The organism is Streptomyces zaomyceticus (genome assembly GCF_014656215.1).
GTDB lineage: Bacteria > Actinomycetota > Actinomycetes > Streptomycetales > Streptomycetaceae > Streptomyces > Streptomyces zaomyceticus.
Genome location: NZ_BNBZ01000003.1, coordinates 28,380 through 52,937, shown reverse-complemented (window position 1 = coordinate 52,937; position 24,558 = coordinate 28,380). Strand labels below are relative to the sequence as shown.

Sequence of the window (24,558 nt, the reverse complement as noted above, 5' to 3'; positions counted from 1 at the left end):
CCGCAGGGCCGGGGGTGTCACCCGTCTGCCGGGGCCACGTCCCTGAGCAGCTGGGTGTAGGCGGCCTCGTCGACGATCGGCGTGCCGAACGACTTGGCCTTGACCGTCTTGGAGGTGGCGGAGTCCGGGTCGTTGGTGACCAGCAGGCTGGTCAGCCGGGAGACGCTGCCCGCGACATGGAGCCCCGCGTCGACGGTGCGGTCCTCCAGGAGCTCCCGGTCGACGGAGGTGTCCCCGGAGAAGGCCACCCGCATGCCCTGCTTGAGCGGTTTGTCCGTCTCGTAGCGGCCGGGGTTGGGGTGCGGGCACGGCGGACGCTTCCGCGAGGGACGCCAGCTGTTCGCCCGGTACGAGGACCCGTGCGCGGACTGCCGGCCGATCAGGGGCTGCGCGGGCGACGAGGCCCACTCCGTCAGCGGCCGGCACTCCAGGAGCGGCAGCCGTACGTTGCGCTCGGCCGCCGCGTGCAGGCTCGGCCGGAACGCCTCGGCCAGCACCCGCGCGTCGTCCAGCGCGTTGTGCGCGCGCTGCTGCACGACGCCGAAGTGCGCGGCCAGCGACTCCAGCTTGTGGTTGGGCAGCGGCAGCGACAGCTCCTTGGCGAGCGCGATCGTGCACAACCGCTGCCGCACCGGAGCGGCGGACTCGGCGCGCGCGTACTCCCGGGCGATCATCTGCCAGTCGAACATCGCGTTGTGCGCGACGAGCACCCGTCCGTCGAGCCGGGCCGCGAACTCCGCCGCGATCTCCGGGAACAGCGGCGCGCCCTCCAGGACGTCCGTGGTCAGCCCGTGGACCCAGACCGGTCCGGGATCACGCTCGGGATTGACGAGGGTGTACCAGTGGTCCTCGACGTTCCCCTGGGCGTCCAGCCGGTAGACGGCAGCCGAGACTATCCGGTCGTCGCGGGCGAGTCCGGTGGTCTCCACGTCGACGACCGCGTACCCCTGCGGGTAGGCGGCCGGCCACGTCGCTGCTGTCGTACGGTCGTCAAGCACGGTCAATGAGAATACGGCCCGCGACGGACAACTCCGTCCCCGGTGTCCCCGGAGGACCCCGGAACCGGCCACGAGGCTCAGCCCAGCAGTGCCACCAGATCCCCGGCCGCGGCCTGTTCGAGACCGCAGCCGTCCACCGGGCCCGGCAACAGCCGGTAGACGGTGCCCGAGGCCCCGTCGGGTACGACGTCCCCGTCGAGGAGGGCCAGGAAGGCCCTCCGGCCGTCCGCGACCGTCCCCGCCGTCCTCGGCCCGTCCGCGCCGGCGCTCCGCCGGTCGGGCGCCCCGGACCTCCGGATCCGGTCCGCGAAGGCCTCCACCGGCTCGGCCGGGCGCCGTTCGTACCCCCACACCTCGTCCGGACCCCCGTAGCCGCGCCGCAGCACGTGCACCGCGTCCGTGCGGGCCGCGGCGTGCCAGACCGCCAGGTCCCACAGCGTGGTGCGCCCCGCGGTGAAGTACTGGTGGAGGTCCTTGCCGACCCGGGCGAGCTCCCCGCTGTGCGAACCCACGCTCTGGAAGCCGTCGGACGCCGGCAGGTGCAGATCCGTCCAGAGGAACGTGCGGTGCTCCAGATCGACGAGCATCGGCACATGGACCTGGGAGTCGCCCACGAGGTCGTACCGCTGGCGCACCGTCTTCGGGTCGTAGACGGCGTCCCTGCCCTCCCGGGACGGCAGGGCCATGAATCCGGCGAAGGCGTCCAGGAGCTGTTCGAACGGCACGTTGTTGTAGCTGAGGACGATCGGCATCGCGAAGCGCACACCCTCGTCGGCGAGAGCGGACAGATCCAGGTCGGCGTACTCGGTCGCACCCCTGGGCGCGGGCGCCGAGGTCAGATCACCGGAGTGGACGACCGACCGCAGCCCGTGGACGAGGTGGGTGAAGTCGCACAGCCCGACGTACGTCCAGTCGGCGTCGAACAGCGCGACCGACAGGTCCAGGTCGACCCGGGTCCCGGCCGGCTGGGTCCAGTGCAGGAACATCCGCAGGACCTCGCCCCGGGGCAGCGGCTGGTTCGAGCCGCGCGGCACCGCCACCAGGGCCTTGGCCGCGGCGCCCTCCGCGGACGGCACGGCGAGCCCGGACAGCGCCGCGTCCAGGACGGCGACGTCGAACCGGGGCGCGGCGCCGAGCCGTCGCAGCACCTCGTTCTCGAGGAGCCGGCAGACCTCCGTGGAGAGCGGGTACGCCAGGGGCGCGCGCCGGTCGTCCGTCGTCCACGCGTGCGTGACCCGGCCGCGCGGGAAGAACACCCGCCGGTCGCCCGGCAGATGGCGGATCCGCAGCCGCCCGAGTGCCGAGAGCAGGGGACCGGGGCCCGCGCCGGGCAGGGCGCGGCGCAGCGTCCCGGCCACGCGCTCGTCGAGGGTGTCGGAGCCGTACAGGCGCAGCAGATGGTCCAGGCGCCGCACCAGCTCGCCGGGGCGCTGGGCGAGCAGCGCGAGCGCGGTGTCCGGCTCCCGGTCGGCCAGGGCGGTCTCGACCCGGCCGGACCAGGTGTGCGGCTTGAGACGGAGGCCGTCGACCCGTACCACCCGGGGGTGCTCGGCGGCGGTCCGCCGCAGCGCCTCGCCGAGCGGGTCGTCCCCGGTGTCGAGCGAGGTGCCGCGCAGCACCGCGAAGGCCATCGCGACCCGGGGGTGCCGGGCGTGCCGCTCGTACGGATGGAGGACCTCGGCGGCCTTCTTCCACAGGCCCGGATGGCGCAGCAGGTCCTCGACCAGCGAGGTGGTGTCGAGTCCGTCCAGGAGGGAGAGGAGCCGGCGGCGCAACGGGCGCGGCACCGAGAGGAACCGCCGGGGCTCCAGCAGGTCGGCCTCCCCGCCCGACCGTACGGCCAGCAGCCGCAGGACGTCGGTGGCGGTGGTCAGCCGGCGGTCCAGCTCCTCCTCCACGGCCGCCCGCCTGGTCCGGTCGAGCCAGAGGGATCCCAGGAGCAGGGCCTTGGTCGCCCGTACGGGGATGTCGGCGGGCAGCCAGTCGAGGGAGGCGGGCGCGTGGGCGAGGAGGAGCTTCAGGTCGTCGCGGTCGCCGGGGGAGAGCGGGGTGCGCCGGGCGAGGAGGGTCAGCAGCGCGGTGACCACGTCGCCGGGCAGGTCGCGCCCGAGCGCGAGGAGGCGCAGCGGACCGGCTGTGGAAGGCTCCTCGTCGTCGGCCTCCCCTTCGTCCCCGGCGTTCCCGGGGTCGGGGGCCCGGTCGGCCGCGGCCGGGGGCGTCAGGAACGGGTCCTCGGGGTCGATGCGCCGGTGGCAGATCGGGCAGCCCGTGTACTCGGCGCCGTCCCAGCAGATCCCGCACGCCAGATGGGCGCAGGGCGCCACGGCGTGGACGCTGCCGGCCGTGCCGCACAGCACGCACGGCTGGTTCGGCCACTGCAGTAGCAGCGTGAGCACCCGGTCGACGTACAGGGCCGCGGTGTCGTCGGGGACGGAGGCCGGGAAGGAGCGGAACAGCGGCATGTGCGGGCGGTCCGCGCCCAGTTCGGCGTCGAGCCGGGAGAGGAGCCCGTGGCCCGCGTCCGCGAGCCCCGCGGGGCCGAGCCAGGCGAGTGCGGCCCGCAACTCGGCGGTGGGGGCGAAACCCCGGTCCAGGAGCTCGGCCTCCAGGGCGGTGAGGCCCTCGATGGTGGAGGGATCGCCGGGGCGGGGCCCGGCCTGATCGACGTAGACCGTACGGAGACGGCGGAGCAGGACGGACGACACCACAGACAAAAAGGGATCTCCAGAAGGGAGGGGAAGAGAGGGCGGGAGACGGAGAGTGAGCGCGCTACGGATGTCGTAGAAAGAGGAGAAGGAAGCACGCTTGCGGAGCCGTCCCCGCGTGCGCCGACTCTAGGACGGCACCGCACGCGTGTGCCAACGAATTAATCCGTCGCGTCGATCCGGGGACGGCCGTGGGGTCCCGGGGGTCCGGGTCGGGCCGTGGGTCCGGCCGGTCCGGGTCGGGCCGTGGGGTCCGGCCGGTCCGGGTCAGGCGGTGGGGTCAGGCCGGTCCGGGGTCGGGCCGTGGGATCCCAACAGGCCGTTCACCAAGGCCCGTACGGAGGTCACGAAGAGCCGCTCCGGGTCGACCGGGGCGGCCAGGGCGCGGGTGAGGGCGGGGTCGGGCGGGTCCGTCGTCGCCGTCTGCCAGAGCTCCGTCTCGGCGGGCGACTGGGCGGGGGAGCGTTCCCGGTTGCGCTCGACCAGGACATGGCCGACGACCTGGACCTGCACGGCCCGCACCACCTCCGCGGCCCGTGCGCCGCGCAGGCCCGCCGCGTGGACCTCCTGGGCCAGCGCGCGCTGGGCGGGCAGGAACATCCGCTCGGTCAGGCCCCGTTCGTGGACCATCGCGACCAGATGGGGACGCGCCCGGAGTTCGCGGCGGAGGGCGCGGGCGACGGAGACGATCCGGGCGGCGGGGGTGCGGCCGTGCGGGGTGATCGCGGCGAGGTCGGCGACCGTCCGCTCGACCAGCGCGTCGAGCAGGGACTCCCGGTTGCCGACGTGCCAGTAGATCGAGGTGACCGCGGTGCCGAGCTCGGCGGCGAGCCTGCGCATGGTGAGGGCGGCGGGGCCGTGCTGCTTCACCAGAGCGGCGGCGGTCTCCAGGACCTCCTCGCGGGTGAGTGCGGTGCGCGCCATCCGATCCCCCAACTCTGGCCCGTGCACGCCTATTTACCCTTCATCGTCGCCGGTGTAACTCTGTTACAGACCCGACTCCATGAAGGGCGGTACCTCATGGCACGAGTACGGTACGGGGCACGCGACGACGCCGAGATCACGGCGGCCCGCACGAAGAGCGCGAAGCTTCCCGACATCTGGTCCACCGGAGTGGTCGCCGTCTGGGAGACCGATCCGGACGTCGTCGCGGCGGTTCTGCCGCCCCCGCTGAAACCCACCGCACGTCCCCTCGTCCGCGCCAACATCTCCCGGGTCGACCTGCCCGGCTACCCCCTCGGCGCCGGCTCGGTCGCCGTCGCCGCCGCCCACGGCGACCAGGAGGGCTGGTATCCGCTCGTCATGCCGATGACCCACGAGCGGGCCCTGGTCGGCGGTCGTGAGGTCTTCGGCGAACCGAAGAAGCTCGGCGAGGTCCTCGTCGAACGCGACGGGCTCGTCGTCCGGGCCTCGCTCGCCCGGCACGGCATCGCCTTCGTCGAGGTGCGCGGCGCGGTCTCCGGCCCGCTGCCCACGCCCGGGCCCACCGAGAAGACCGACTTCTACTTCAAGTTCCTGCCGGGTGTGGACGGCACCGGCTTCGACGCCGACCCCGTCCTCGTCCACTGCGTCCGGAACGAGAAGGTGCGGAAACTGGAACGGATCACCGGGGACGTCGTCCTGCGCGAGTCCATGTACGACCCCGTCGCCGACCTCCCCGTCCGCCGGATCGTCGAGATCACCCTCGGCGAGAAGACCACCGACCAGAAGGGGCGGGTCGCGGAACGGGTCAGCGCCCAGGCCCTCCTGCCGTACATCCACCAGCGGTACGACGACCCTCAGCAGATCCTCGACGGCCCCCCGGAAGGGAGCGCCTGATGGAGCTGCGGCCGGGACAGGTCGCCGTCGTCACCGGCGCGGCGAGCGGCATCGGACTCGCCATGGCCCGCCGCTTCGCCGCCGAGGGCCTGGCCGTGGTGCTCGGGGACGTCGAGGCGGGCGCGCTCGCCGAGGCCGCCGAAGGGCTGACGGAGGGCGGGGCGCAGGTCCTCGCCCGGACCGTCGACGTCTCCGACCCCGACGACGTCCGGGCGTTCGCGGACGCCGCGTACGACGCCTTCGGCGCCGTCCACGTCCTCTGCAACAACGCGGGCGTCGGCTCCGGAGCCGAGGGCCGCATGTGGGAACACGAGCCCAACGACTGGAAATGGGCCTTCTCCGTCAACGTCTGGGGCGTCTTCCACGGCATCCAGGCCTTCGTCCCCCGCATGCTCGCCGGCGGCGAGCCCGGCCATGTCGTCAACACCTCCTCCGGCGACGGCGGCATCGCCCCGCTGCCCACCGCCTCCGTGTACGCCGTCACCAAGGCGGCCGTGGTCACCATGACCGAGTCGCTGTACGCCCATCTGAGGGCGGAGCACGCGCGCGTGGGGGCGTCCGTGCTCTTCCCCGGCCCGCACATGCTCCGCACCGGCCTGTGGGAGTCGCACCGCAACCGGCCCGAGCGGTACGCCAAGGAGCGGCCGCGCAGGACCCCGTACCGCAGCCTCGACCAGTGGGAGGCCGCGATGAAGGAGGCCGGGCACGAGGTGGCCTTCACCCCGGTGGAGGAGGTCGCCGAGCACGTCGTCGACGGCATCCGCGCCGACCGCTTCTGGATGCTGCCGGAGAGCGAGCACAGCGACCGGCAGATCCGGGCGCGCTCGCGGTCGATGCTCGACCGCGCCGACCCGTCGTACCTGGAGAGCTTCATTCTCGACTGAGGGGGCCCCGATGGCCGATCCGAACGATCCGTATCTGATCATCTCCTCCGACTGCCACGCCGGGCTGCCCACCGAGGAGTACCGGCCCTATCTCGACTCCCGCTTCCACCGCGCGTTCGACGAGTTCCTCTCCGGACGCGAGGCGCGCCGGGAGGCCATGACCCGGCTCGGCGTACGCAACGAGGCCTTCGCCGACAAGTGGTTCCACGACAACGAGGAGGGGCTGCGCGGCGGCTGGGACGCCGTGCAGCGACTCAAGGAGCTCGACGGCGACGGGGTCGCCGCCGAGGTGGTCTTCCCCGACGCGGACGCCGTCGACAGCCGGACCGCAGCCCCCTTCGGCGTCGGCCTCGGCCTCTCCGGCGACCAGGACCCGGAGCTGGGCATGGCGGGCGCGCAGGCGCACAACCGCTGGCTCGCCGACTTCGTCGGACAGAACCCCGAACGGCACTGCGGGGTGGCGCTGCTGCCGATCACCGCGGAGCCCGCCGCGGTCGTCGCCGAGATCCACCGAGCCAGGGAGTCCGGGCTCGGGGCGCTGATGATCCCCTCCATGTGGGTGGACAAGGAGCCGTACCACGACCGGCGCTACGACCCGGTCTGGGCGGCCGCCGCCGAGACCGGGATGCCGCTGGTCACCCACTCCGGCGCCGCGCCCCGCGAGGAGTACGGCGACCACCTCGGCATCTATGTCTCCGAGGTCACCTGGTGGCCGGCCAGGCCCCTGTGGTTCCTGCTCTGGTCGGGCGTCTTCGAGCGTCACCCCGGACTGCGGTTCGGGGTCGCCGAGTCCGGCTGCTGGTGGCTGCCGAACCTGCTCTGGTTCATGGACCGGCTCTACCTCGGCGCACACGGCGGCAAGAAGCTGTCCCCGTTCGCGGAACTGAAGCGGCCGCCGAGCGAGTACCTGGACCGGCAGGTCTTCGTCTGCGCCACCAACACCAAGCGGCGCGAGCTCGCCCAGCGGTACGAGATCGGCGTCGACAACATCCTGTGGGGCTCGGACTTCCCGCACCCGGAGGGCACCTGGCCCGACACGCGCGCGTGGCTCCGGAAGACCTTCCACGACATCCCGGTGGCGGAGACGCGCCGGATGCTGGGTCTTTCGGCGGCCGAGGTCTTCGGATTCGACGTCCGCGCACTGGATCCGATCGCCCGGCGCATCGGCCCCACCCCCGCCGACCTCGGCCAGCCCGCCGACCAGACCGCGGTGGAGGCCTCCTGGGCCCGCTCCCGCGAGGTCGGCCGCCACTGGCTGACCGACCACGACTTCCCGGTCCTGGGGGTCACGCCGTGACGGACCGCTACACGGTCGTCTCGGCCGACTGCCACGCCGGCGCCGACCTCCTCGACTACCGGCCGTACCTGGAGAGGAAGCACCACGAGGCCTTCGACGCCTGGGCCGCCTCCTACGTCAACCCGTACGAGGACCTGCTCGCCGACACCGCCGACCGCAACTGGAACTCCGAGCGCCGGCTGCGCGAGCTGGAGGCGGACGGCATCGTCGCCGAGGTCGTCTTCCCCAACACCGTCCCGCCGTTCTTCCCCAAGGCCTCCCTGATGGCCCAGCCGCCCACCGCGGCCGAGTACGAGCAGCGCTGGGCCGGGCTGCAGGCGCACAACCGCTGGCTGGCCGACTTCTGCGCGGCCGCGCCGGGGCGCAGGGCGGGAGTGGCACAGATCCTCCTCAACGACGTGGACGCGGCGGTCGCCGAGATCCGCCGCACCCGCGAGGCCGGGCTCACCGGCGGCGTCCTGCTGCCCGGGGTCCCGCCGGGCTCGACCGTGCCCGAGCTGTACTCGGAGGCGTACGACCCGATCTGGGCGGTCTGCGCCGAGCTCGACGTCCCCGTCAACCACCACGGCGGTTCCGCCTCGCCGCCGCTGGGCGACGAACCGGCCGCCCGGGCGGTCTTCATGGTGGAGACCACCTGGTTCTCGCACCGGGCGCTCTGGCACCTGGTGTTCGGCGGGGCCTTCCGGCGCAACCCGGGGCTCAAGTTGGTCCTCACCGAGCAGGGCTCGGGCTGGATCCCGGGCGTGCTCGACATGCTGGACTACTACCACGGGCGCCTGGTGTCGGCCGCGACGAAGGCCTCCACCGCGGAGTCGAAGTTCGGCGCGGGCCTCGCCGAGGCCATGGGCCGGGGCCCCAGCACGGTCTGGCGCGACAACTGCTTCGTCGGCGCGAGCTTCATGCGCCCCCACGAGGTGCCGCTGCGCGACCGGATCGGCCTCGACAAGATCATGTGGGGCAGCGACTACCCGCACGACGAGGGCACCACCCCCTACTCCAGGGAAGGACTCCGGATCGCCTACGCGGGGCTGCCCAGGGAGGAGGTCGCGGCGATGGTCGGCGGCAACGCGGCCCGTGTCTACGGCTTCGACCTCCGGCTGCTCGATTCCCTCGCCGCCGTCCACGGGCCGACGGTCGAGGAGATCGCCGAACCCCTGAAGGAGGTCCCCGCGGGCGCCACCAGCCCGGCCTTCGCCCCGGGCGGGTCGGTCCGCGTCTGGTGACCCGCCGGGTGCGACGCTCCTGACGTGACCGACGCACCCGAGGACACCGACGCCTCCGCACACGAGGCCCACGGCGGAGGCCTCGGCTCCCGTCTCAACTGGCTCCGGGCGGCCGTGCTCGGAGCCAACGACGGAGTCGTCTCCACCGCGGGCCTCGTCGTCGGCGTCGCCGGCGCCACCGAGTCCCAGGCGGCGCTGCTCACCGCCGGTCTCGCGGGACTGCTCGCCGGATCGATGTCGATGGCGGCGGGGGAGTACGTCTCGGTCTCCACCCAGCGCGACTCCGAGGAGGCCGCCCTCGCCCAGGAGAAGCGCGAACTGCGCGAGGACCCGGAAGCGGAACTCGCCGAACTGACCGGCCTCCTGGCGGCCCGCGGCCTCTCCGCCGACGTGGCCCGCGAGGCCGCCGAACAGCTCACCGCCCGCGACGCCCTGCGCGCCCACGCGCGCGTGGAGCTGGGCATCGACCCGGACCGGCTCACGATCCCCTGGCACGCGGCCGCCGCGAGCTTCCTCGCCTTCACCGTCGGCGCCCTGCTGCCCCTCCTCGCGATCGTCCTTCCCCCGGCTTCCGCCCGCCTCTGGGTCACGGTCGTCTCCGTCCTCGCGGCCCTGGCCCTCACCGGCTGGTGGAGCGCCCGCCTGGGCGAGGCACCCGCCGGCCGCGCCGTCCTCCGCAACGTGGCGGGCGGCGCCCTGGCGATGGCGGTCACCTACGGCGCCGGTTCGTTGCTGGGAGCGACGGGGATCTAGGCCGCTCGGGGGGTCCTTGTCGGAAGGCTCCAAGGCTTGCTGACAACTCGTCTCGCATACTTGTTGGTAACCACGTCTATCCGCACCCCGACCCTCACCCCTACCGTCATCGGCATGCCGAACCTGCCCGATGTCGTGCTCTGGTCCATACCGGCGTTCGTCCTGCTCACCGTCGTCGAGATGGTCAGCTACCGCCTCCGTCCCGACGACGACGCCGCCGGATACGAGGCCAAGGACGCCGCCACGAGCATCGGCATGGGACTCGGGAGCCTCTTCGTCGACCTCGTGTGGAAGATCCCGATCGTCGCGATCTACGCGGCCGTCCACGAGCTCACTCCGCTCCGGGTGCCCGTCCTGTGGTGGACGATCCCGCTGATGCTGCTCGCCCAGGACTTCTTCTACTACTGGTCGCACCGCGGGCACCACGTCATCCGCGTCCTGTGGGCCAGCCACGTCGTGCACCACAGCAGCCGCAGGTTCAACCTCTCCACCGCCCTGCGCCAGCCCTGGACCGGCTTCACTTCCTGGCCGTTCTATCTGCCGATGATCGCGCTCGGCGTCCACCCGGCCGCGCTCGCCTTCTGCTCCTCGGTCAACCTCGTCTACCAGTTCTGGATCCACACCGAGCGCGTCGGCAAGCTGCCCCGCCCCTTCGAGTACGTCCTCAACACCCCCTCGCACCACCGGGTCCACCACGCCTCCCAGGGCGGCTACCTGGACCGGAACTTCGGCGGGATCCTCATCGTCTGGGACCGGGTGTTCGGCTCCTGGGTCGGCGAGACCGACCGGCCCGTCTACGGACTCACCAAGAACATCGAGACCTACAACCCGCTGCGCGTCGCCACCCACGAGTACGCCGCCATCGCCCGCGACGTGAAGGCCGCGCACGACTGGCGCGAGCGCGCGGGACGGGTCTTCCGCGGCCCCGGCTGGCAGCCCGCCCCCACCGGCCCCGCTCCCGGCGGCCCCGCCCCCACCGGCCCCTCTTCCACCCCCGTCACCCCGGAGCGCGCCGCGTGAAGACCTCCTCCCGCGTGCTGCTCGCCGCCTTCGCCCTCGTGGCCGCCGTCGACCTGATCTCCCTGCTCGCCGGCGCCGAGCCCGGCCACCGGATCGCCAAGCCGTTCCTGATGCCGTTGCTCGCCGCGTACGCCGTCACCCGGGGCGCCCCCAGGCCGCTGACCCTCGCGCTGCTCTTCGGCTGGGGCGGCGACGTCCTGCTGCTCTCCGACGCGGACGGGGCCTTCCTCGCCGGCATGGCCTCCTTCGCCGCCGGGCACGTCTGCTACCTCGTCCTCTTCGGCCGACGGCGCACGTCCCCGGCGCTCGGCGTCCTGTACGCCGTGACCCTCGTCGGCACCGTCCTGCTCCTCTGGCCCGACCTCCCCGCCGATCTGAGGGTCCCGGTCGCCGGCTACTCGCTGCTCCTCACCGCCATGGCGTACCGGGCGAGCTCCCTCGGACTCCTCGCCGGAGCGGGCGGCGCCCTGTTCCTGCTGTCCGACACCCTCATCGCCACCGGGATCGCCGACTGGCCCCGGCTGCCGGTGCCCGACTTCTGGGTCATGCTGACCTACATCGCGGCGCAGTACCTGCTGACGGCGGGAGCGCTCCGCGCGATGTACGGTGAACGTCGTACAAACGTCTGACAGCAAGGACCGTCCACCATGCGCGCCACCACCATCCACGCCCCGTTCGACATGCGCGTGGAGGACGTGCCCGACCCGGTGGTGCAGGATCCCACCGACGTCGTCGTCCGCGTCCTGCGCGCCTGCGTCTGCGGCAGCGACCTCTGGGCCTACCGCGGTGAGTCCGCCCGGCAGCCCGGCCAGCGCATCGGCCACGAGTTCCTCGGCATCGTCGAGGCGGCCGGCTCCGAGGTCACCGGCTTCGCCGCGGGCGACCTCGTCGTCGCCCCCTTCGTCTGGTCCGACGGCACCTGCGACTACTGCGCCGAGGGACTCCAGACCTCCTGCCCGAGCGGCGGCTTCTGGGGTTCGGTCGGCTCCGACGGCGGCCAGGGCGAGGCCGTCCGCGTCCCCTTCGCCGACGGCACCCTCGTCAAGCTCCCCGCCGACGCCGCCTCCGACGACCGGCTCCTCACCGCGCTGCTCGCCCTCTCCGACGTCCTGGGCACCGGCCACCACGCGGCCCTCGGCGCCGGCGTGAAGCCGGGCTCCACCGTCGCCGTCGTCGGCGACGGAGCCGTCGGCCTCTGCGGCGTCCTCGCGGCCAAGCGCCTCGGCGCCGAGCGGATCATCGCCCTCGGCCGCCACACCACCCGTACCGACATCGCCCGTCTCTTCGGCGCGACCGACGTCGTCGCCGAGCGCGGCGAGGCCGCCGAGGCCGCCGTCCGCGAGCTGACCGGCGGCCAGGGCGCCCACGGCGTCATCGAGGCCGTCGGCACCGAGCAGTCCATGCGGACCGCCGTCGCCATCACCCGCGACGGCGGCTCCATCGGCTACGTCGGCGTCCCGCACGGCAGCGGCACCGGCCTCGACCTGTCCGTGATGTTCGACCGGAACATCGCGCTGCGCGGCGGCGTCGCCCCCGTGCGCGCGTACATCCCCGAGCTCCTCCCTGACATCCTGGACGGCACCGTCGACCCGTCCCCGGTCTTCGACCTCACCGTCGGCCTCGACGGCGTCCCGGGCGGCTACAAGGCGATGGACGAGCGCACCGCGCTCAAGGTCCTCGTCAAGCCGTAGTCCACACCGGGTCATCGGCCCCGGGCAGGCCCGGCGGGCGCGACCAGCCCGCCGGGCCGCCCTCGTACGCGACGGGCGACACGGCGTGCCGCAGCCGCCCCAGCGGACCCTCCGACGCGGTGACGTACCGCTCGGGCTCGTACCGGGGCAGGGTGTGGGTCAGCCAGTGGCCCGTCTGGGCGAGGGCGAGCCGGACGAGCCGGGTGCCGCCGTCCCGGTCCTGCTCGGTCAGGGACCGCAGCACCGCCGCCGCGAGCAGATAGCCGGTGCCGTGGTCCAGGGCCTGCGCGGGCAGCGCGCCCGGCTGCTCCGCCGAGCCCTCGACGACGCCGATCCCGGTCGCCACCTGGACCAGGCTGTCGAAGCCGCGCCGTCCGCCCCACGGTCCGTAGTCGCCCCAGGCGGAGAGCCGCGCGGTGACCAGCCCCGGGCGGTGCAGGCCGAAGCGGTCGAGCGCGCCCGGCCGGTAGCCGGTGACCAGCACATCGGCGGAGTCCAGGAGTTCGCCGAGGGTGCGCCGGTCCGACGGGCGGTCCAGATCGAGGGCGGCGGTCCGCTTGCCGACGTCCGTGTCCGCGTGCTGGTCGGGCAGTTCGGGGTTGCCGGGCGGGTCGATCCGCAGCACGTCCGCGCCGAGCAGCGCGAGCGTCCGGGTCGCGACCGGGCCCGCGATCACCCGGGTCAGGTCGAGGACCCGCAAGGGGCCCGTACGGCGCCGGGGCGGAGCCTCGTCGAGCCGCTCCCGGGTCAGGAGCGGCCGGGCCGCCACCTCGCGGCCCTGGGCGTGCGCCGCCCACTCGCCGGGGGTGCGCAGGGCCACGGCCAGGCCCCCGGCCGCGTACACCGCCGCCTCGACCTCGACGGCCGTCCGCTCGCCGATCGCCGCCGCGACGGCCTCGACCGAGTCGTCCCGCGCCCCGAGCGCGGCGAGCAGGGCGGCCCGGTGGTGCGGGTAGTTGGCGTGGGTGCGGACCCAGCCGTCGGCAGCCCGCCAGAACCGGGAGAGGGGAGCGAAGGACACCGGCGCGCGCCCGTCGACCCGCAGATGACGCTCGCTCACGAAGGCGGTGGCGACGGCCCCGTCGTCCACCCGTACGGGACCGGGGAGCCCGGCCCGTTCGACGGCGGCGAGCCCGGCGACCGCGACGGAGGCCCGGGCCAGCTCCATCACCGGCAGCCTGGCCGGCAGCAGCCCGGAGGACCCGCCGTACTCCACCCGGTCCGCCAGAGCGGGATCACCGCCGAGGGCCGACCACAGCAACTCCGTACCCGTGCGCACCGTATGCGTCATGCCGTTGTCCATGCACCGCACTATGGCACTCGGTGCCATGCGAAGGGCCCCGGTGCGGTACACCACACCGGGGCCCTCGTCGGGTCACTCGTCGACTAGCGGCGGACGGCGTCCAGCGCGTCGATCAGACCGGCTCCGTAGAAGCCGTTCTTGTTCTTGCCACCCTCGCAGACGGCGTCGATCTTGCCGTCGCCCTCGATGTCGTACGGGTTGGTGCACGTCTGCTTGTCGGCCTGCGCGTACAGCAGGGCCTTCAGCGCCGCCGGGCTCGCGTGCGGGTGCGTCGACTTGATGAGCGCCAGGACGCCCGCCACGTGCGGCGCGGCCATCGACGTACCGGCCTTGTAGTTGTAGCCGCCGTTGACCGTGGTCGACAGGATGCGGCCGTTGACCGCCGGGGCGTCCGGGGTCTGGTACTCGGTGCGGTCACCGCCGGGGGCGGCGATGTCGATGACGCCGAGACCGTAGTTGGAGTAGGACGCCTTCAGGTCCTTGGCTCCGGTCGCGGAGACCGTGACGACGCCCGGCAGCATGCCGGGGTAGTCCAGGCAGACCTTCGGGTCGATGACCCGGTCGCCCGGAGTGGTGTCGTTCGGGCTGCTGTTGTCGAGGATCGAGTCGGCCGCCAGGTCGAACTTGGAGTTGCCGGCCGCCGCGACGTTGACCGTGCCCTTGCGCTCCGCGTAGCGGCTCGCGCGGGTGACCGCCTCGATGAGGGCCTTCTGGTCCTCGTCGTTCTTGCAGGCGAACATCCACGGGTCGGTGTAGTAGCTGTTGTTCGTGACGTCGACACCGTGCTCGGCCGCCCACACGAAGCCGCAGACGACGGCCTCCGTGTAGAAGAAGCCGTCCGGGGTGGACACCTTGATGCCGGAGACCTTCACGCCCGGGGCGACACCGGTGACGCCGACGCCGTTCTTGGCGGCGGCGATCGTACCGGCGACGTGGGTGCCGTGGTCGCTCTCGCCCGGGTTCGGGCGCCACGAGCCGGGGGTGGTGTCGGGCTTGCCGGACACGCAGTTGGCGGAGGCCTTGGCGTCGAAGTTCGGCGCCAGGTCCGGGTGGGTGTCGTCGACACCGGTGTCGATGACACCGACGGTGACACGCTTGCTGCCGAGGGTCTTCTGGTGGGCCTTGTCGGCCTTGATCGCCGGGAGGTCCCACTGCAGGGGCTCCAGCGGGTCCTGCTCGTCCGTCGCCCTGGCCGCGGCGGCCTTGGCCTCGGCCGCGGAGAGCGTCTGCGCGCCCTCGTCGACGGTGGTGACGGACTGGGCGGAGAGCGGGGCGGTACGGGTCGAGCCGGCCGACACCACACCGTGGGCCTTGCGGATCGTCTTCGCGAACTCGGGGTTCTGCGAGTGGACGACTATCACGCCTATCTGGTCGTACGCGACGACCACTTCGCCACCGGCGCGGGCGATCGCCTTCTTCACCGAGGAGGCGGTCCAGCGGCCCCCCGCGACGTTCACGACGTACGACAGCTTCGGGCCGTCCGTCGTCACGGTCGCCGCCGGTGCGTCGCTCAGTTCCGCGGCGGAGGCGGCGCCGGAGGGAAGGAAGCCGAGCGAGGCCGTGAGCGCGAGACCAACCGGCAGAGCGAGAGCTCGGCCGCGCCTCGATCCCAGATGAGCCATGGGTTCTCCACATCATCCGTATGTACTGCCCACGCGCGGGTTTGCGCGCGGACAGGTGCATGACGAACGAAGCTATCGCTGATCTTCCCGGCCATTCAATGAGTTGAGAAGACTTCATGAAGATCTGACCGAAGAAATCCCTCGCGTGAACCGCTTCCCGTTCCGCTCCGTGCCGTTGGGCAGGGGAGGCGCTCCGACCGGAGCCCCTGTTCCCGCACCCCCCGGTGAGGCCCCCTTGACCATGCCGTCCGCCCCCGCGTCACGAGGAGATTCCGTGGCTACCGAAGCACCGCCGCCGCCCAGAAACGGGACGGAGGCCCCATCGGCTCCCGTTTCGCCCACGACGGAACAGTTCGTCGAGGTGCAGGAGGGCGAGGAGTTCGGCGAACTCCGCCGCACCTACCGCTCCTTCGCCTTCCCGCTCACGCTGGCCTTCATCGCCTGGTACCTGCTGTACGTGCTGCTCTCCAACTACGCGGGCGGCTTCATGGGCACCAAGGTCTTCGGCAACATCAACGTGGCGCTCGTCCTCGGCCTCGGCCAGTTCGCCACCACGTTCCTCATCGCCTGGCTCTACTCGCGGCACGCGGCGAACCGGCTCGACCCCAAGGCCGAGGTCATCAGAGAGCGCATGGAGGGCGAAGCATGAGCACCCCCGTCCTGCTCGCGGCGGGCAACGCCACCAGCGAGCACCGACCCCTGATCATCGCCCTCTTCGGCGCCTTCGTCGTCGCGACGCTGGTCATCACCGTCTGGGCCGGCCGGCAGACCCGCAGCGCCGCCGACTTCTACGCGGGCGGAGGCCAGTTCACCGGCTTCCAGAACGGCCTCGCCATCTCCGGCGACTACATGTCCGCCGCGTCCTTCCTGGGCATCAGCGGCGCCATCGCCCTCTACGGCTACGACGGCTTCCTCTACTCGATCGGCTTCCTCGTCGCCTGGCTCGTCGCCCTGCTCCTGGTCGCCGAACCCCTGCGCAACTCAGGCCGGTTCACGATGGGCGACGTCCTCGCCTACCGGATGCGCCAGCGGCCCGTCCGTACCGCCGCCGGCACCTCCACCATCGTCGTCTCGATCTTCTACCTGCTCGCGCAGATGGCGGGCGCGGGCGTGCTCGTCTCGCTGCTGCTCGGCATCACCAGCGACGGCGGCAAGGTCGCGATCGTCGCCCTCGTCGGCGTCCTGATGATCGTCTACGTGACCATCGGCGGCATGAAGGGCACCACCTGGGTGCAGATGGTGAAGGCCGTCCTGCTCATCGCGGGCACCCTCCTCATCACCTTCCTCATCCTGCTGAAGTTCGACTTCAACCTCTCGCAGCTGCTCGGCGCGGCCGCCACCAACAGCGGCAAGGGCGACGCCTTCCTGGAGCCCGGCCTGAAGTACGGCGTCTCCGCCCTCTCGAAGCTGGACTTCATCTCCCTCGGCATCGCCCTCGTCCTCGGCACCGCCGGACTGCCGCACATCCTGATCCGCTTCTACACGGTGCCGACCGCCAAGGCCGCCCGCAAGTCGGTCAACTGGGCCATCGGCATCATCGGCGCCTTCTACCTGATGACGATCGTCCTCGGCTTCGGCGCCGCCGCCCTGCTCAGCGGCGACACCATCAAGGCGTCCAACAAGGCGGGCAACACCGCGGCCCCGCTCACCGCCCTGGAGGTCGGCGGCGGTGCCGGCTCCACCGGCGGCGCGATCCTCCTCGCCGTGATCTCCGCCGTCGCCTTCGCCACCATCCTGGCCGTGGTCGCCGGTCTGACCCTCGCCTCGTCCTCGTCCTTCGCGCACGACATCTACGCGAACGTGATCAAGCGCGGCAAGGCCACCGAGAAGGAGGAGATGCGGGCCGCCCGCTGGTCCACCGTCCTCATCGGCATCGTCTCGATCGCCCTCGGCGCCCTCGCCCGCGACCTCAACGTCGCCGGACTGGTCGCCCTCGCCTTCGCGGTCGCCGCCTCGGCCAACCTGCCGACGATCCTCTACTCACTGTTCTGGAAGCGGTTCACCACCCAGGGCGCGCTCTGGTCGATCTACGGCGGTCTGATCTCCTCCGTCGTCCTCGTCCTCTTCTCGCCGGTCGTCTCCGGCGCTCCGACGTCGATGTTCAAGGGTGTGGACTTCCACTGGTTCCCGCTGGAGAACCCCGGCCTCGTCTCGATCCCGCTCGGCTTCCTCCTCGGCTGGCTGGGCTCGCTCTTCTCCAAGGAGGAGCCGGACGCGGGCAAGTACGCGGAGCTCGAGGTCAAGTCCCTCACCGGAGTGGGGGTCGCCGCCGCGGTCAAGCACTGACCGGAGCGCAGTCGGTCGTATACGTTCCGCAGCGAATCACCGGCCGCGTCGTAGAGTTCTACGACGCGGCCGCGCCGGTCCTCGTGACAATCTGCCCTGCTCGTTGTCCGCGTGCTCACGTAGGCTCGGACCACACGCAACCACAAGACGGGGAGGGGGCCCACAGTGCTCATCGACACCTTCGGCCGCGTGGCCACCGACCTGCGCGTCTCGCTCACGGACCGCTGCAATCTGCGCTGCACCTACTGCATGCCGGAGGAGGGCCTCCAGTGGCTCGCCAAGCCGGATCTCCTCACCGACGACGAGATCGTCCGGCTGATCCGCATCGCGGTCACCGACCTCGGGGTCACCGAGGTCCGCTTCACCGGCGGCGAGCCGCTGCTCCGCCCCGGCCTCGTCGGCATCGTCGAGCGCTGCGCGGCCCTGGAGCCCCGCCCCCGGATGTCCCTCACCACCAACGGCATCGGGCTCAAGCGCACGGCCGCCGCCCTTGAGGCCGCCGGCCTCGACCGGGTCAACGTCTCCCTGGACACCCTGCGCCCCGAGGTGTTCAAGGCCCTCACCCGGCGCGACCGTCACCAGGACGTCCTCGACGGCATGGCCGCCGCCCGGGACGCCGGCCTCACCCCGGTCAAGGTCAACGCCGTCCTGATGCCCGGGCTCAACGCCGACGAGGCACCCGACCTCCTCGCCTGGGCGGTCGCGGAGGGTTACGAACTCCGCTTCATCGAGCAGATGCCCCTCGACGCCCAGCACGGCTGGAAGCGCGACGGCATGATCACCGCCGGGGACATCCTGGAGTCGCTGCGCACCCGCTTCACCCTGACGCCCGAAGGCGCCGACGAGCGCGGCTCGGCCCCCGCCGAGCGCTGGGTCGTGGACGGCGGACCGCACACGGTCGGTGTCATCGCCTCCGTCACCCGCCCGTTCTGCCGGGCCTGCGACCGCACCCGGCTCACCGCCGACGGTCAGGTGCGGACCTGTCTGTTCGCCACCGAGGAGACGGACCTGCGGGCCACGCTCCGCTCGGACGCGTCGGACGACGAGGTCGCCCGGATCTGGAAGCAGGCCATGTGGGGCAAGAAGGCCGGGTCCGGCCTCGACGACCCGAGTTTCCTCCAGCCCGACCGCCCGATGTCGGCGATCGGCGGCTGAAGGGGCAGACCTCGGGCCTCAGGGCCTCGGGCCTCAGGCCTCGGCCGACTCCCAGTCGGCCAGCGGCACGACGTCCTTGAGGAAGCCCCGTACCCCCAGGAACTGGGAGAGGTGTTCCCGGTGCTCCTCGCACGCGAGCCAGGTCTTGCGACGCTCGGGCGTGTGCAGCTTGGGGTTGTTCCACGCGAGCACCCAGACGGCGTCGGCGCGGCAGCCCTTGGCGGAACAGATCGGCTTCTCTTCGCTCACCTGATCATTGTCCAACAAGGGCGATGCCGAGCAGCCACGGGGGGAGCTGCCCGGCATCGGTCCGTCGCTCCGACGGGGGATGCGGAGCGCGTAGGCAGTATGTCACGGCACATGGGGTCGGGTGCACAGGAACTTCACGATTGATCTGAGCTTTTCCTGAGGTTTCCGGCCACTGTCCGTGATCAGTTCCGGCCGTGAGCTCGCTCCGCTTCCGTGTCCGCCGACGTCTCCGCCGCATCGAGCGCGGGCCGTGTCGGAGGCGCCACGAAGGTGGACGGAAGAGACGGAGCCGACTCGCGGCCCGCGTTCGCGATGACCACGGCGATGTAGGGGAGCAGGACACCCAGGGCGAGCGCCACGACGGCCACGTGCCGCTCGACGTTCCACAGCACCGCGGCCGCGATCACGGAGAGTGTCCGGACCGTCATCGAGATGATGTAGCGCCGCTGCCGTCCCCGGACGTCGTCCGCGAGCCCCTGCCGGGCTCCCGTGATCCGGAAGACCTCGGTCCCGCCCTGCTTCGGCATCGCCGTACACCACCCACCGGTCGCGCCGGACCCTCCCCGGTCCGGACCTCACTCCCACGGTACGCCCGCCCCTCGGCACCGGCGAGACCGGGGCACGGATGGAGCTGTCCGACATGCGCCGTATGGCCTCCGGGCCGAGACTGGGCGCACATGCGTACAAGGAGGCGGCGATGGGTTGGTTGTGGGCGATCATCGTGGGGTTCGTCCTCGGTCTGATCGCGAAGGCGATCCTGCCGGGGAAGCAGCAGATCCCGCTCTGGCTGACGACCGTGTTCGGCATTCTCGGCAGCGTGCTCGGCAACGCGGTCGCGACCTGGATGGGTGTCAACGAAACCAAGGGCATCGACTGGACCCGCCACCTGCTCCAGCTGATCGGCGCCGTCGTCGTCGTGGGGCTGGGCGACATGCTGTGGGTCTCGATCAAGGGCAGCAGGCAGCGGACCTAGGCCGGAAGAGGCGGCCTCAGGGCCGCCCGGCGGGCGTCCCGCCGACGAGAGACGAGCGACGAGCGACGAGTCCGGGCCCGGAGCCCGGAAAGCCGGGAGGCCCGGTACGGCACATGATGTGCCGTACCGGGCCTCCCGGTCGTCGTTCGGTCAGGCGCCGACGAGCTCGATCGCCGCCAGGTTCTTCTTGCCGCGCCGCAGCACCAGCCACCGGCCGTGCAGCAGCTCCTCCGCCGAGGCCTCGGCGTCCTCGGCGGTGACCTTCACGTTGTTCACGTAGGCCCCGCCCTCCTTCACCGTGCGGCGCGCGCCCGACTTGCTGGGGGCGAGACCGACCTCGGTGAACAGGTCCACGACCTGGCCGAGCTCGGTCACCCGGGCGTGCGGCAGCTCGGAGAGGGCGGCGGCCAGCGTCGCCTCGTCCAGCTCGGCCAGGTCGCCCTGACCGAACAGCGCCTTGGAGGCGTTGATGACGGCCGCGCACTGGTCCGCGCCGTGCACCAGGGCGGTGAGCTCCTCGGCGAGCGCCCGCTGGGCGGCACGCGCCTGCGGCCGCTCGGCGGTCTGCGCCTCCAGCTCCTCCAGCTCCTCGCGGGACTTGAAGGACAGGATCCGCATGTACGTCGAGATGTCCCGGTCGTCCACGTTCAGCCAGAACTGGTAGAACGCGTACGGCGTGGTCATCTCCGGGTCGAGCCAGACGGCCCCGCCCTCGGTCTTGCCGAACTTGGTGCCGTCCGCCTTGACCATCAGCGGGGTCGCCAGCGCGTGCACCTCGGCACCGGGCTCCATGCGGTGGATCAGGTCCAGCCCGGCCACCAGGTTGCCCCACTGGTCCGAGCCGCCCTGCTGGAGCACACAGCCGTAGCGGCGGTACAGCTCCAGGAAGTCCATGCCCTGGAGCAGCTGGTAGCTGAACTCCGTGTAGCTGATGCCCTGCTCGGACTCCAGGCGCCGGGCGACGGAGTCCTTGGTCAGCATCTTGTTGACCCGGAAGTGCTTGCCGATGTCCCGCAGGAACTCGATCGCCGACAGGCCGGCGGTCCAGTCCAGGTTGTTCACCATGACCGCCGCGTTGCCTCCCTCGAAGGAGAGGAACGGCTCGATCTGCGTCCGCAGCCGGTTCACCCAGTTCGCGACCGTCTCGGGGTCGTTCAGGGTGCGCTCGGCGGTCGGCCGCGGGTCACCGATCTGGCCGGTGGCCCCGCCGACCAGCGCCAGCGGCCGGTGCCCGGCCTGCTGGAGCCGGCGGACGGTGAGGACCTGGACCAGGTGGCCGACGTGGAGACTGGCCGCGGTCGGGTCGAAACCGCAATAGAAGGTGACGGGACCGTCCGCGAGAGCCTTGCGCAGTGCGTCCTCATCGGTGGACTGGGCGAAGAGCCCACGCCACTTCAGCTCGTCGACGATGTCCGTCACGGTCGTCCGTCTCCTTGATTGATTGCGGTGATGCCGTGGCCCAGTCTAGGTGGGTCAGACCCCCTTGCTGACCGAGCTCATGTTGAAGTCGGGTACCCGCAGGGCGGGCATCGCGGCCCGGGTGAACCAGTCGCTCCACTCGCGCGGCAGCGTCTTCTCCGTCCGGCCCGCCTCCGAGGCCCGCGACAGCAGATCCACCGGCGACTCGTTGAACCGGAAGTTGTTCACCTCGCCGACCACCTCGCCGTTCTCGACGAGGTAGACGCCGTCCCGGGTCAGACCGGTGAGCAGCAGCGTCGCCGGATCGACCTCGCGGATGTACCAGAGGCAGGTGAGGAGCAGACCGCGCTCCGTCGCGGCGACCATCTCCTCCAGGGAGCGCTCGCCACCGCCGTCCAGGATCAGGTTCCCCGCTCCCGGGGCCACGGGCAACCGGGTGAGTTCCGCCGAGTGCCGGGTGGTGATCAGGCGCTCCAGCCGGCCGTCCCGCACCCAGTCCGTCGGCGCGATCGGCAGACCGTTGTCGAAGACGGACGAGTCGTCGCCCGAGGAGTGGGCGATCACGAACGGCGCGGACTCCAGTCCCGGCTCGTTCGGGTCGCTGCGCAGGGTCAGCGGCAGCGGGGAGAGGGTCTCGCCCAGCCGGGTGCCGCCGCCGGGCTTGGAGAAGACCGTACGGCCCTCCACCGCGTCCCGGGCCGTGGAGGACCACAGCTGGTAGATCAGCAGGTCGGCCACGGCCGTCGGCGGCAGCAGCGTCTCGTACCGTCCGGCGGGCAGCTCGATCCGGCGCTCCGCCCAGCCGAGCCGGGTCGCGAGCTCGGCGTCGAGCGCGGCCGGGTCGACGTCCTTGAAGTCGCGGGTCGAGCGCCCGGCCCAGGCGGAACGCGAGCGGTCGGGGGACTTGGCGTTCAGCTCCAGGGTCCCGTTGGGCTGGTCGTGGCGGAGCCGCAGCCCCGTGGACGTGCCCAGATAGGTGGAGGTCAGCTCGTGGTTGGCGAAGCCGTAGAGCTCACGGCCGCCGGCCCGGGCGCGGGCGAAGGCCTCGCCGAGCGCCGGGGCGAAGTCGCCGAAGACGGCGGAGGAGGTCTCCGCCGGAGCGTCCGTGAAGTCCGGGGACGAGGGGACGTCCTTCACCAGCGGCTGGGCGTCCTCGGCGGGCCCGGCGGCCCGTGCGGCGGCCTCGGCGGCCCGCACCAGCGGCTCCAAGTCGTCGGCGGTCACGGCGGACCGGGAGACGACACCGGAGGCGGTGCCCTGCGCGCCGTCGACGGTCGCGATCACGGTGAGCGTACGGCCGCGGGTGACACCGTTCGTGGTGAGCGCGTTGCCCGCCCAGCGCAGATTGGCCGACGACTCCTCGTCGGCGATGACGACACACCCGTCGGCACGGGACAGCTCAAGGGCCCGCTCGACGATCTCGTACGGCTTGCTGACGCGGCTCATCGTCCGGCCTCCTGCGTCGTGTTGAGAATGTTGACGCCCCGGAAGAGGGCGGACGGGCAGCCGTGGGAGACCGCGGCGACCTGGCCCGGCTGGGCCTTGCCGCAGTTGAACGCGCCGCCGAGGACGTATGTCTGCGGGCCGCCGACCTGCTCCATGGAGCCCCAGAAGTCGGTGGTCGTCGCCTGGTAGGCCACGTCCCGCAGCTGACCGGCGAGCCGCCCGTTCTCGATGCGGAAGAAGCGCTGTCCGGTGAACTGGAAGTTGTAGCGCTGCATGTCGATCGACCAGGACCGGTCGCCGACCACGTAGATGCCGCGCTCCACGCCCCCGATGAGGTCCTCGGTCGACAGACCGCCCGGGTCCGGCTGGAGCGAGACGTTCGCCATCCGCTGCACCGGCACGTGCGCGGGGGAGTCGGCGAAGGCGCAGCCGTTCGACCGGCCGAGGCCGGTGAGCTTGGCGATCCGCCGGTCCAGCTGGTAGCCGACCAGCGTGCCGTCCTTGACCAGGTCCCAGCTCTGCGCCTCGACGCCCTCGTCGTCGAACCCGACGGTCGCGAGACCGTGCTCGGCCGTCCGGTCACCCGTCACGTTCATGATCGACGAGCCGTACGCCAGCTTCCCCAGCTGGTCGAAGGTGGCGAACGAGGTGCCCGCGTAGGCCGCCTCGTACCCGAGGGCCCGGTCCAGCTCGGTGGCGTGCCCGATCGACTCGTGGATGGTCAGCCAGAGGTTCGACGGGTCCACGACCAGGTCGTACCGTCCCGCCTCGACGCTCGGCGCCCGCATCTTCTCGGCGAGCAGCCCCGGGATCTCGTCCAGCTCCTTGTCCCAGTCCCAGCCGGTGCCCGTCAGATACTCCCAGCCCCGCCCGACCGGCGGAGCGATCGTCCGCATCGAGTCGAACTCGCCCGTCGTCTCGTCGACGGCGACGGCGGTGAGCTGCGGGTGCAGCCGGACACGCTGCTGGGTGGTCACGGTGCCGGCCGTGTCCGCGTAGAACTTGTTCTCGTGGACGGTCATCAGCGTGGCGTCCACGTGCGCCACGCCCTCCGCCCGCAGCAGCCGCGCACTCCAGTCGGCGAGCAGCGCGCTCTTCTCCTCACCGGGGACGGAGAAGGGGTCGATCTCGTACGAGGAGATCCAGGTGCGCTCCTCGTGCACCGGCTCCTCGGCGAGCTCCACCCGCTCGTCGGACCCGGCCGCCGCGATCACCTTCGCCGACAGCTTGGCCATGGCCACCGCCTGCGAGGCGACCCGCGCGGCCCCGTCCATGGTCAGGTCGACCCCGGACGCGAACCCCCAGGCCCCGCCGTGCACCACCCGCACCGCGTAGCCCAGGTCCGTGGTGTCCGAGGAACCGGACGGTTTGGCGTCGCGCAGCCGCCACGAGGCGCTGCGCACCCGCTCCAGACGGAAGTCGGCGTGCTCGGCGCCGAGCGCGCGCGCTCGGGCGAGCGCCGCGTCGGCGAGCGCCCGCAGGGGCAGCGCGACGAACGAAGGGTCGATCTGATGGACCACGAGCGGCCTCGCTCTCGGTGATCGGAAGGCGGCGGTTGATCTGCTCCGGAAGTCAATCACGGGACGGGCCGCCGAGTCGGCGCATTGTGGTGCGCCCACGGCGGAACGCGCTCCAACAGGCCTTCCCCGGAGGTGCATTGGAGGGTCGGAATCAGGAAGAGGCATGGCTCCCGTGTTGATGGGATGAGATGATCGA

General features: G+C 72.1%; 22 protein-coding genes. 12 read left to right on the top strand and 10 right to left on the bottom strand.

Annotated features, from left to right (window positions below; genetic code table 11):
* Positions 1 to 17: 17 nt before the first annotated feature.
* The 3 genes from IE311_RS05325 to IE311_RS05315 all read right to left on the bottom strand — a co-directional run bounded on the left by IE311_RS05325 (position 18) and on the right by IE311_RS05315 (position 4,627).
* Positions 18 to 1,004: a DEDDh family exonuclease gene (locus tag IE311_RS05325; protein ID WP_189830396.1), complete on the bottom strand. Its 987-nt coding sequence runs from the start codon at positions 1,002 to 1,004 to the stop codon at positions 18 to 20.
* A 71-nt stretch (positions 1,005 to 1,075) separates the two neighbouring features.
* Positions 1,076 to 3,712, bottom strand: coding sequence for an MXAN_6230/SCO0854 family RING domain-containing protein (locus IE311_RS05320; RefSeq protein ID WP_189830395.1), 2,637 nt, complete (start codon positions 3,710 to 3,712; stop codon positions 1,076 to 1,078).
* A 258-nt stretch (positions 3,713 to 3,970) separates the two neighbouring features.
* Positions 3,971 to 4,627 (bottom strand): TetR/AcrR family transcriptional regulator, encoded by a 657-nt coding sequence (locus IE311_RS05315; protein WP_189830394.1) that lies wholly within the window; start codon positions 4,625 to 4,627, stop codon positions 3,971 to 3,973.
* Between the two features lie 96 nt (positions 4,628 to 4,723).
* Between IE311_RS05315 and IE311_RS05310 the strand changes: the two genes are divergently transcribed.
* The 8 genes from IE311_RS05310 to IE311_RS05275 all read left to right on the top strand — a co-directional run bounded on the left by IE311_RS05310 (position 4,724) and on the right by IE311_RS05275 (position 12,389).
* A complete protein-coding gene (locus tag IE311_RS05310) occupies positions 4,724 to 5,521 on the top strand; it encodes an acetoacetate decarboxylase family protein (RefSeq protein ID WP_189830393.1) in 798 nt (265 codons plus the stop codon).
* The gene (locus IE311_RS05305; protein ID WP_189830392.1) at positions 5,521 to 6,405 is read left to right on the top strand and encodes an SDR family NAD(P)-dependent oxidoreductase; all 885 of its coding nucleotides are present in this window, start codon (positions 5,521 to 5,523) and stop codon (positions 6,403 to 6,405) included. Before IE311_RS05310 ends, IE311_RS05305 begins: the two co-directional genes overlap by 1 nt.
* Positions 6,406 to 6,415: 10 nt before the next feature.
* On the top strand, positions 6,416 to 7,702 hold the full coding sequence (locus IE311_RS05300) for an amidohydrolase family protein (protein ID WP_189830391.1): 1,287 nt from the start codon (positions 6,416 to 6,418) through the stop codon (positions 7,700 to 7,702).
* Positions 7,699 to 8,925: an amidohydrolase family protein gene (locus tag IE311_RS05295; protein ID WP_189830390.1), complete on the top strand. Its 1,227-nt coding sequence runs from the start codon at positions 7,699 to 7,701 to the stop codon at positions 8,923 to 8,925. Before IE311_RS05300 ends, IE311_RS05295 begins: the two co-directional genes overlap by 4 nt.
* 24 nt (positions 8,926 to 8,949) lie before the next feature.
* Positions 8,950 to 9,678 carry a VIT1/CCC1 transporter family protein gene (locus IE311_RS05290; RefSeq protein WP_189830389.1) on the top strand — a complete coding sequence of 243 codons (729 nt, stop codon included), beginning with the start codon at positions 8,950 to 8,952 and terminating at the stop codon, positions 9,676 to 9,678.
* Positions 9,679 to 9,792: 114 nt separating this feature from the next.
* Entirely contained in the window at positions 9,793 to 10,698 is a 906-nt protein-coding gene (locus IE311_RS05285; RefSeq protein WP_189830388.1) for a sterol desaturase family protein, read from the top strand.
* Positions 10,695 to 11,327: a lysoplasmalogenase gene (locus IE311_RS05280; RefSeq protein ID WP_189830387.1), complete on the top strand. Its 633-nt coding sequence runs from the start codon at positions 10,695 to 10,697 to the stop codon at positions 11,325 to 11,327. The genes IE311_RS05285 and IE311_RS05280 overlap by 4 nt, the downstream gene beginning before the upstream one ends.
* A gap of 18 nt (positions 11,328 to 11,345) precedes the next feature.
* On the top strand, positions 11,346 to 12,389 hold the full coding sequence (locus tag IE311_RS05275) for a zinc-dependent alcohol dehydrogenase family protein (protein WP_189830386.1): 1,044 nt from the start codon (positions 11,346 to 11,348) through the stop codon (positions 12,387 to 12,389).
* Here the strand turns inward: IE311_RS05275 and IE311_RS05270 are convergent.
* The gene (locus IE311_RS05270; RefSeq protein ID WP_189830385.1) at positions 12,379 to 13,692 is read right to left on the bottom strand and encodes a CoA transferase; all 1,314 of its coding nucleotides are present in this window, start codon (positions 13,690 to 13,692) and stop codon (positions 12,379 to 12,381) included. The genes IE311_RS05275 and IE311_RS05270 overlap by 11 nt on opposite strands.
* A gap of 83 nt (positions 13,693 to 13,775) precedes the next feature.
* Positions 13,776 to 15,314: a S8 family peptidase gene (locus tag IE311_RS05265; protein ID WP_189830384.1), complete on the bottom strand. Its 1,539-nt coding sequence runs from the start codon at positions 15,312 to 15,314 to the stop codon at positions 13,776 to 13,778.
* 274 nt (positions 15,315 to 15,588) lie between these two features.
* Here IE311_RS05265 and IE311_RS05260 point away from each other — a divergent pair, with 274 nt between their 5' ends.
* From IE311_RS05260 to moaA, 3 genes are all read left to right on the top strand, one after another.
* Positions 15,589 to 15,963 (top strand): DUF485 domain-containing protein, encoded by a 375-nt coding sequence (locus IE311_RS05260; RefSeq protein ID WP_189830383.1) that lies wholly within the window; start codon positions 15,589 to 15,591, stop codon positions 15,961 to 15,963.
* A complete protein-coding gene (locus tag IE311_RS05255; protein WP_189830382.1) occupies positions 15,960 to 17,600 on the top strand; it encodes a solute symporter family protein in 1,641 nt (546 codons plus the stop codon). Before IE311_RS05260 ends, IE311_RS05255 begins: the two co-directional genes overlap by 4 nt.
* A gap of 165 nt (positions 17,601 to 17,765) precedes the next feature.
* The gene (gene moaA, locus IE311_RS05250) at positions 17,766 to 18,755 is read left to right on the top strand and encodes a GTP 3',8-cyclase MoaA (protein WP_189830381.1); all 990 of its coding nucleotides are present in this window, start codon (positions 17,766 to 17,768) and stop codon (positions 18,753 to 18,755) included.
* A 33-nt stretch (positions 18,756 to 18,788) separates the two neighbouring features.
* On the opposite strand, the gene IE311_RS05245 is transcribed toward moaA, so the two are convergent.
* Positions 18,789 to 19,004: a hypothetical protein gene (locus IE311_RS05245; RefSeq protein ID WP_189830380.1), complete on the bottom strand. Its 216-nt coding sequence runs from the start codon at positions 19,002 to 19,004 to the stop codon at positions 18,789 to 18,791.
* Between the two features lie 182 nt (positions 19,005 to 19,186).
* Positions 19,187 to 19,531: a DUF3099 domain-containing protein gene (locus IE311_RS05240; protein ID WP_189830379.1), complete on the bottom strand. Its 345-nt coding sequence runs from the start codon at positions 19,529 to 19,531 to the stop codon at positions 19,187 to 19,189.
* 170 nt (positions 19,532 to 19,701) lie between these two features.
* Here IE311_RS05240 and IE311_RS05235 point away from each other — a divergent pair, with 170 nt between their 5' ends.
* Positions 19,702 to 19,977, top strand: coding sequence for a GlsB/YeaQ/YmgE family stress response membrane protein (locus IE311_RS05235; RefSeq protein ID WP_189830378.1), 276 nt, complete (start codon positions 19,702 to 19,704; stop codon positions 19,975 to 19,977).
* A gap of 150 nt (positions 19,978 to 20,127) precedes the next feature.
* Here the strand turns inward: IE311_RS05235 and tyrS are convergent, their stop codons facing one another.
* The 3 genes from tyrS to IE311_RS05220 are packed head-to-tail and all read right to left on the bottom strand — an operon-like array spanning position 20,128 to position 24,362.
* Positions 20,128 to 21,396 (bottom strand): tyrosine--tRNA ligase, encoded by a 1,269-nt coding sequence (gene tyrS, locus IE311_RS05230; protein WP_189830377.1) that lies wholly within the window; start codon positions 21,394 to 21,396, stop codon positions 20,128 to 20,130.
* Positions 21,397 to 21,450: 54 nt separating this feature from the next.
* Positions 21,451 to 22,842 carry a metallopeptidase TldD-related protein gene (locus IE311_RS05225; RefSeq protein WP_189830376.1) on the bottom strand — a complete coding sequence of 464 codons (1,392 nt, stop codon included), beginning with the start codon at positions 22,840 to 22,842 and terminating at the stop codon, positions 21,451 to 21,453.
* Entirely contained in the window at positions 22,839 to 24,362 is a 1,524-nt protein-coding gene (locus IE311_RS05220; RefSeq protein WP_189830375.1) for a TldD/PmbA family protein, read from the bottom strand. Before IE311_RS05220 ends, IE311_RS05225 begins: the two co-directional genes overlap by 4 nt.
* Positions 24,363 to 24,558: the final 196 nt, after the last annotated feature.